A 6,268-nucleotide genomic window follows, 5' to 3' on the forward strand; every position below is an offset into this window, starting at 1 on the left:
AACCACTACGCCGCCCACCTCCAGCCCCGCCGGCGTTTGAGGCGCCGGGGTCCGGGGGCGGAGTCGGCGGCGGCGGACCCACCCGACGGCCCGGCCAGGGCAGCGGCAAAATGGACACCGACCCCCACCCTCCCAGGAGCCCCGCCGTGAGCCACCCCCCGCGGTCCGACGACACCCGCACCCTGGCCACCGTCATGCACGCGGCGTTCTTCCTGCTCCTCGGCGCCTCCCTGGCCCGCTTCCTCCTCCGCCACCCCGGCGAACCCCGCACCCCCTGGGTCATCGCCCTCAGCGTCGCACTGGCCCTGCTCTACGTCCTCGGCCCCGCCGTCGGCGCCACCCGTACGCCCCCCACGCCCACACCCACCCCCGCCACCCTCCGCCGCAGACTCTGGCTCGGCCTCGTCGTCGCCACCTGGGTCGTCCTCGTCCTCCTCGCCCCGAGCTTCGCCTGGTGCGCCGTCCCCCTCTTCTTCACCGCCCTGCGCACCCTCCCCCCGCGCGCCGCCGTGGTCCTCGTCGCCCTGCTCACCGTCTTCGTCGTCGCCGCCCAGCTCAGGCTCGCCACCGACTTCGACCCGAACCTCCTCCTCGCCCCGCCCGCCGTCGCCGCCCTGGCCACCGCCGTCTTCGTCCACATGGAACGCCAGGCCCAGGAACAGCGCGCCCTGATCGACGACCTGATCCGCACACGCCGGGAACTCGCCGCCACCGAACGCCGCGAAGGCACCCTCTCCGAACGGCAGCGGCTGTCCATGGAGATCCACGACACCCTGGCCCAGCACCTGTCCAGCCAGCAGATGCTGCTCCAGGCCGCGGACCGCACCTGGGAGAGCGACCCGGACACCGCCCGCGCGCACGTCCGTACCGCCACCGGCATCGCCGCCCGCGGCCTCGCCGAGGCACGCCGGCTCGTACACGACCTGGCCCCGCCCGAGCTGGAGAACGGCGCGGGCCTCCCCGACGCGCTCCGCGCCCTGGACGCGGGCCCGGACATCGAGGTCCGCTTCCACCTGGAGGGCACCCCCACCACCCTCCCGGACCGCACCGAATCCGCCCTCCTGCGCATCGCGCAGGGCGCCCTGGCCAACGTCCGCGAGCACTCGGGCGCCCGTACGGCCGCGCTGACCCTCAGCTTCCTCGGCGACCAGGTCGTCCTGGACGTCGCGGACGACGGCGACGGCTTCACCGAACCCCGCACCACCGCCGAACGCGGCCACGGCCTCCCGGCGATGCGCGCCCGCGTGCGCCAGCTCGGCGGAACCCTCACGATCGAATCCACCCCGGGCGAGGGCACCGTGCTCTCGGCCGCGATCCCCCTGGAGCCCACGGGATGACGACGATCCTCCTCTGCGACGACCACGTGGTGGTGCGCGCGGGACTCCTCGCGCTCCTCGGCAGCGAGCCGGACATCGAGGTGCTCGGCGAGGCCGGCAGCGGCGAGGAAGCGGTCGCGCTGGCCGCGAAGCTCCGCCCCGACGTGGTCCTGATGGACCTCCAGCTGGGCGAGGGCATCGACGGCGTCGAGGCCACCCGCCGCATCACCGCCCTCCCGAAGCCGCCGCACGTCCTGGTCCTCACCACGTACGACACCGACGCCGACATCACCCGGGCCATCGGCGCGGGCGCGACCGGCTACCTCCTCAAGGCGGAACGCCCCGAGGAACTCTTCGCCGCCATCCACTCGGCGGCGGCGGGGCGCACCACCCTCTCCCCGCCGGTCGCCAGCCGGGTCATGGCCCACATGCGGGGCACCCGCCCCACGCTCACGGACCGCGAACTGGACATCCTGGGCCAGCTGGCCCGCGGCCTCGGCAACCGCGACATCGCCCGCGCCCTGTTCATCAGCGAAGCCACGGTCAAAACCCACCTGGGCCGCATCTACGACAAACTCGGCGTAGACACCCGCGCGGGCGCAGTAGCGGTAGCCAAGGAACAACGCCTCCTCCCGTCCTGAACACCACCAAATCCAGCGCCGCCCAGCCAAACCCAGCGCCGCCCGCTAAATCCCGCGCCGCCCGGCCAAAATCCAGCCCCGCCAGGGGGCACCTCCCAGCGGTAGCTGGGGGAGTTCGAGGCGCGGGGGTCCTGGGCGGAGCCCCCGGCAACGGCGCCGCGCGCGAACGGGATCCGGACACCCACGCCCGCTCTTCGGACAACCCGACCCGAGTTCCTGTCAGAGCCCTGCCAAACCCCCCACCCCCAATGGCACGCTCCTCGCGCCACCCCCACCCGCGAAGGAGCCCCGGTGCCCCACCCCACCCGCCTCGCCACCGCCGCCCTCCTGCTCGGCGCCACCCTCGCCGCCCTCCCGGCCGGCACGGCCACCGCAACCCCCACCCCACGAACAACCGCCACCGGCACCGGCCTCAGCCAGTACTCCGGCACCGTCCCCCTCGGCACCACCCCCTCCGGCACCACGTACCAACTCCGCGACCCCGCCCGCGGCAACCAACGCACCCTCGACGCCCTCAACCAGACCACCGGCCCCGGAGTCCTCTTCACCGACGCCGACAACACCTGGGGCACCGGCGACCCCGCCAACCGCCAGACCGCCGCCGTCGACGTCCACTACGCCACCGCCGTGACCTGGGACTTCTACCGCGCCGCCTTCAACCGCAACGGCGTACGCGGCGACGGCACCGGCACCACCTCCCGCGTCCACTACGGCAACCGCTACGGCAACGCCTTCTGGAGCGACAGCTGCGCCTGCGTCTCGTACGGCGACGGCACCACCCCCGGCCGCCCCCCGACCTCCCTCGACGTCGTCGGCCACGAACTCGCCCACGGCCTGACCTCCTCCACCGCCGGCCTCCTCGCCGGCGGCGAACCCGGCGGCCTGAACGAAGGCACCTCCGACATCCTCGCCACCGCCGGCGAGTTCTACGCCGAGAACAAGGCCGACCCCGGCGACTACCTCCTCGGCGAGCGCGTCTTCGACGGCCCGCCCCGCCGCATGGACCGCCCCAGCGCGGACGGCGTCTCCCGCGACTACTGGTCCGCCGACCTCGGCACCCTCGACCCCCACGCCTCCTCCGGCCCCGCCCGCCACTTCTACTACCTGCTCTCCGAAGGCAGCGGCCCCAAGGTGATCAACGGAGTCGCCTACGACTCCCCCACCTACGACGGCTCCAAGCTCCTCGGCATCGGCCGCGACAAGGCCACCCTGATCTGGTACCGGGCCCTGACCCTCCACATGCGGTCCACCACCAACTACGCCGCCGCCCGCACCGCCACCCTCCAGTCCGCCATCGAGCTCTACGGCGCCTCCAGCCCCGAGGCCACCCGCGTCGCCGCCGCCTGGAAAGCCGTCAACGTCGGCTGACCCGACGCCCCCGGCGCCGGGAGGGGCGCACCCGTGACACCATCAAGGACGTGCTCGACATCGGCTACTCCCTCTCCCGGCGCTTCCCGGACCCCCCGCAGACCGACTACCGCTCCGCGGACGTCCGTACCCTGCGGCACGACCTCTTCTGCGGCGACGTCTACCTCGCCGACACCGACAAGGACCGGGAAGTATCCACAGCCTGGGGATGGGTCCCCGTCCTCGACTTCGCCTGGGCCCTGTGCGACATCGTCGAACAGCTCGACCAGGACCCCCGCGGCAGCCGCTCCGCCAACCGCCAGTACGCCGAACTCGACTTCACCGAGTCCGCCGACCGCATGCTCTTCGAACGCCGCTTCGGCTGGGTCGACATCGAAGCCGACTGGATGGCGGCCGAGGAGGAACCCATCACCTTCAGCCACCGCCTGCTGCGCCGCGAAGCCCGCGACTTCCTCCACGACCTGATCGCCGACCTCGTCGACATGCACGACGGCCTCGCCGACAACCCGGTCATCTGGACGCTCCAGTCCCGCTTCCCCCGCGTCCCCGCGTAGACGCCGCCTACCCCACCACCCGCACCCCCAGCTGCGCCGCCAGCGCCGGAGCCAGGTCGAACAGCTGCGCCGGACTGATCACCGCCCCGGCAAGGGCCTCCACCCCCCGCGCGATCCCCAGCTCGGAAGCCTCCCGCAGATCCACGTCCGTCATCCGCGCCCCCGTGAAGTCCACCCCCCGCACCACACACCCCCGGAACTCCACGCGCTCCAGCACCGCACCCGTGAAGTCCGGCTCCACCAGCACGCACCCCTCGAACACCACGTCCTTCAGCCGAGCCGTCCGCAGGTTCAGGTAATCGATCTTCCCGCCCCGTACGAGGACCCGCTCCAGCACCGCCCCGTGCAACTGCACCCCGCCCAGGCGCGCCTCCAGCAGCTCCACGTCCCGCAGCGAAGCCCCCGCCAGATCCGTCCCCACCCCCCGGACCCCCTCCAGCACCGAGTCCAGGATCCGCGCCTTCGCCAGCCCCGCCCCGTCCAGCGCACACCGGCGCAGCGCGCAGTCCATGAAGCGCGCCCCCACGCCCTCCTGCCCCGCCAGGTCGAGGTCCGCGAACTCCAGCCCGTCGTAATCCCCGTCCGGCTCCAGCCCGCCGCCCTCCCACGCCACGAGCCCCGGCAGCCGCACCTCCGCCCGCCGCGCCGCCTTCACCGTCTGCTTCTGCCCGTTTCGCGCCATCTCCCCATCCTGACCCACCCCACCGACAACGCCGGCAACACCGGCACGCCCACCCTTGACCTCAACCCCGCTTGAGGTCCCACCCTGTGCCCATGACCACCACCCCCGCCCCCGCTCCCGCCCCGGTCGGCCCCGCCGACATGCGCGCGATCCGCCTCCACGCCTTCGGCCCCGCCGAGAACCTCTCCTACGAGACCACCCCCCGCCCCGTCCCCGCCCCCGGCCAGGTCCGCATCGCCGTCGCCGCGGCCGGCGTCCACCTCCTCGACACCAGCCTCCGCAAAGGCGTCCAGGGACCCCCCGCGCCCCTCCCCGAACTCCCCACCACCCCCGGCCGCGAAGTCGCCGGCACCGTCGACGCCCTCGGCCCCGGCACCGACCCCGCCTGGCTCGGCCGCACCGTCGTCGCCCACCTCGGCTTCGCCCCCGGCGGCTACGCCGAATACGCCGTCACCGACGCAGAACGCCTCCACCCCGTCCCCGACGGCCTCGACCCCGCCCAGGCCGTCGCGATGATCGGCACCGGCCGCACCACCCTCGGCATCCTCCAGTTCGCCGACCTCGGCCCCGGCTCCACCGCCCTGATCACCGCCGCCGCCGGAGGCATCGGCACCCTGCTCGTCCAGTACGCCAAGAACGCCGGCGCCACCGTCATCGCCCTCGCCGGAGGACCCGCCAAAGCCGCCCTGGCCACCGCCAACGGCGCCGACCTCGCCCTCGACTACACCGCCGACGACTGGGCCGACACCATCCGCGCCCACCACCCCGACGGCGCCACCGTCCTCTTCGACTCCGTCGGCGCCACCACCGCCCGCACCGCCCTGGGCCTCCTCGCCCCCGGCGCCCGCCACCTCGTCTTCGGCTGGTCCGCCGGCCCCCTCACCCTCACCGACACCGAACGGGCCGCCCTCACCGCCCGCGGCATCACCACCCGCAACGTCCTCGGCCCCACCATGCTCGAAGCCGTCGGCGCCCCCGACCCCCTCCGCGTCCTGGAAACCCGCGCCCTCACCGAAGCCGCCACCGGCCGACTGCGCCCCGCCCTCCAGCGCTACCCCCTCGCCGACGCCGCAGCCGCCCACCACGCCCTCGAAACCCGCGCCACCACCGGCAAGGTCATCCTGGAGCCCTAGGCCCAGCCCGACGCCCGCCCCAACAACACCTCCGCCACCGCCACCTCGCGCTCCGGCAACTCCACCTCCCCCTCCTCCAGCTCCCACAGACAGTTCTGCACCACCCGCCCCAACGTCCACGCCCGCGCCCGCTCCCGGTCCAGCCCCATCACCTCCGTCAGCAGATCGAACCGCCACCGCACCTCCCCGACCCGGAACCCGTTCACCAGCGTCGGCAGCAACTCGAACCCCGGATCCCCCGACAACGGCTTCGGATCGATCGCCAGCCACGGCTCCCGCACCCCCGCCAGCACATTGCCGAAGTGCAGGTCCCAGTGCAGCAACCGGTCCCCCGGCTCCCCCACCACCTCCGCCAGCGCCGCCGCACAATCCCCCAGCAGCCGCCGCTCCCCCGCGTCCGCCAGCCGCCCCACCGCCCCCGGCACCCCCGCCAGCAACCCCGCCGCGACCTCCCCGAGCCCCCGCAACCCCACCCGCGCCCCCACCCCCCTCAGCCGCCCCCCCAACAGCCCCCCCCCCCCCCCCCCCCCCCCCCCCGCCCCCTCCCCGCCCACCCCCCCACCCCGCCCCCCCG

General features: G+C 74.3%; 6 protein-coding genes and 1 pseudogene. 5 read left to right on the top strand and 2 right to left on the bottom strand.

What is annotated here, in order from left to right; all coding sequences use genetic code 11:
- The 4 genes and pseudogenes from ACFV0Q_RS36950 to ACFV0Q_RS36965 all read left to right on the top strand — a co-directional run.
- Positions 1–1,337, top strand: a 1,337-nt coding sequence (locus ACFV0Q_RS36950; RefSeq protein ID WP_385011739.1) for a sensor histidine kinase, incomplete at its 5' end; no start/stop codon positions are given.
- Complete coding sequence (locus tag ACFV0Q_RS36955; RefSeq protein WP_385011741.1) at positions 1,334–1,957, top strand: response regulator; 624 nt, start codon at positions 1,334–1,336, stop codon at positions 1,955–1,957. The genes ACFV0Q_RS36950 and ACFV0Q_RS36955, both read left to right, overlap by 4 nt.
- A gap of 399 nt (positions 1,958–2,356) precedes the next feature.
- A pseudogene (locus ACFV0Q_RS36960) lies at positions 2,357–3,325 on the top strand (M4 family metallopeptidase); the annotation flags it as partial.
- 50 nt (positions 3,326–3,375) lie between these two features.
- A complete protein-coding gene (locus ACFV0Q_RS36965) occupies positions 3,376–3,879 on the top strand; it encodes a hypothetical protein (RefSeq protein ID WP_385011744.1) in 504 nt (167 codons plus the stop codon).
- Positions 3,880–3,886: 7 nt separating this feature from the next.
- Here ACFV0Q_RS36965 and ACFV0Q_RS36970 read toward each other — a convergent pair whose 3' ends face one another.
- Positions 3,887–4,561 (bottom strand): pentapeptide repeat-containing protein, encoded by a 675-nt coding sequence (locus ACFV0Q_RS36970; RefSeq protein ID WP_385011747.1) that lies wholly within the window; start codon positions 4,559–4,561, stop codon positions 3,887–3,889.
- A gap of 140 nt (positions 4,562–4,701) precedes the next feature.
- On the opposite strand from ACFV0Q_RS36970, the gene ACFV0Q_RS36975 reads away from it, so the two are divergent.
- Positions 4,702–5,694, top strand: a complete 993-nt coding sequence (locus ACFV0Q_RS36975; protein WP_385011751.1) for a zinc-binding dehydrogenase — start codon at positions 4,702–4,704, stop codon at positions 5,692–5,694.
- Here ACFV0Q_RS36975 and ACFV0Q_RS36980 read toward each other — a convergent pair.
- Positions 5,691–6,268 (bottom strand): aminoglycoside phosphotransferase family protein (locus tag ACFV0Q_RS36980; RefSeq protein ID WP_385011750.1); only part of this gene is annotated, 578 nt, incomplete at its 5' end. The two genes, ACFV0Q_RS36975 and ACFV0Q_RS36980, sit on opposite strands and share 4 nt — an antisense overlap.

Source organism: Streptomyces sp. NPDC059564, assembly GCF_042735575.1.
In the GTDB taxonomy this organism is placed as follows: Bacteria; Actinomycetota; Actinomycetes; order Streptomycetales; family Streptomycetaceae; genus Streptomyces.

Coding starts and splice junctions, on each gene's coding strand:
- ACFV0Q_RS36955 (WP_385011741.1), top strand. CDS start 1,334: ATGACGACGATCCTCCTCTGCGACGACCACGTGGTGGTGCGCGCGGGA.
- ACFV0Q_RS36975 (WP_385011751.1), top strand. CDS start 4,702: ATGCGCGCGATCCGCCTCCACGCCTTCGGCCCCGCCGAGAACCTCTCC.
- ACFV0Q_RS36970 (WP_385011747.1), bottom strand. CDS start 4,561: ATGGCGCGAAACGGGCAGAAGCAGACGGTGAAGGCGGCGCGGCGGGCG.